This window comes from Blastocatellia bacterium (assembly GCA_035275065.1).
Lineage (GTDB): Bacteria > Acidobacteriota > Blastocatellia > UBA7656 > UBA7656 > DATENM01.
Window position 1 is genome coordinate 1 of sequence record DATENM010000003.1, and the last position, 1363, is coordinate 1363.

Genomic DNA, 1363 nt, shown 5'->3' on the forward strand with positions numbered 1-1363 from the left:
GGGACAAGTGCAAGCACATCCGAAACACAAAAAACACGAATCGCTGACAAGTGCAAGCACATCCAGAACACTATCTGATGTATCTTGGCGGCAACTGATAAGCGACCTTGCGAAGTAGCCTCTGGCTAGCTGGCTCACTTCTTCTCAATCCGTAGAAGTGAATCTCTTTAGCGCCGATGTCTACCTCACAGCGCACCAGACGATTACACCAATGCGGATCTACTTCATACTTATGGCCAAGCACTTCGACCCTCCCTTGGTCACTGCTGCGACGCATGAAAATGATTCGTCCGCCGCTGATCTTTTCCTCCGCCTTGAACTTCCATTGCTTAGGAAATCTTCGCCGTTCAGGGGCGCTGTCGGTTCTCACCCGGCTTCGCGCCCGATGCGCCTCAATATATTTGCTCGATTGGCGCTGCACCTGAGCGAGCCTTTGAAACTCAAACCTCGCCCAAACCTTGGCTTGCCATTTGCCGTTGTAACCCTCAATCGCATTCTGCAAGCCATGCTCGCGTGGCGGCGCAAATACCGCCACCACTCCCAAACTCAAACAAGCGCGGATCACTCTGCCGACGGCATCCGCATGCTGATGTGGCCCGGCAAATCGGTTGTCATTGTCAAACTGGGCGTAATCCGGCAATCCGAAACGCCGCCAATGCTCAAGCATGGCGGCCAGAGCCCGTTCGGCGGTGAAACCGCTTTCCGGCCACGAGCCGACCAAGCCCCCATGCAGCGAGGTGACGTTGAGGACTTCGACCTCGGTGCCGTCACCCGTCAGCAGCCCGACAATAAAATCAAACTCGTCGATTTCGGCCAGTCCAGCGGCGACATTCGGCAAATACCAGCCGGGAGCGGGAGGCGGACGCCGCTGGCGACGGCGATAATCGGTGGCGCCGTGGCGCTGAAGAATGTAACCGATCGTCCGCCGCGATGGCAGGTGCTGGAGACGGCGCGCTTTGAGTTCACGAAGAATGGCCGCCGCGCCGAACTCGCCGAGGTCGCTCGTGTCATGAAGTTGTTGCCGAATGCTCAATACGAGTTTCTCCATCTTCGTGCTGGAGCGGTTATGGACGTGTCGAGGAGCCCGCGAGCGGTCACTGAACTTGACGCGGTCGAGGCGCTTGCCGTGGGCTCGATCCAGCCAGCGTTTGGCGGTCGAGACCGAGACGTGAAATCGGCGAGCCACCGAGCGAAGCGACTCGCCACGGCGAAGCGTCGCGACCATGTCGCGGCGGCGTTTTTCAACAGCGCTTTTTTAGCCATTTCAAGTGACCTCCAGAATCCGTTTTCTTATAGAATACTGTTCTGGATGTGCTTGCACTTACCTGTTTCGGATGTGCTTGCACTTGTCCGATTGCGCTAC

2 protein-coding genes are annotated in these 1363 nt (G+C 57.2%); one reads left to right on the forward strand and one right to left on the reverse strand.

Translation table 11 applies throughout. From position 1 onward, the window contains the following. Nucleotides 1-70: 70 nt before the first annotated feature. Nucleotides 71-1048, reverse strand: coding sequence for a hypothetical protein (locus VJ464_01325; GenBank protein HKQ03743.1), 978 nt, complete (start codon nucleotides 1046-1048; stop codon nucleotides 71-73). An 18-nt stretch (nucleotides 1049-1066) separates the two neighbouring features. Between VJ464_01325 and VJ464_01330 the strand changes: the two genes are divergently transcribed. Beyond that, the coding region (locus VJ464_01330; protein HKQ03744.1) for a hypothetical protein at nucleotides 1067-1363 on the forward strand (297 nt) is incomplete at its 3' end.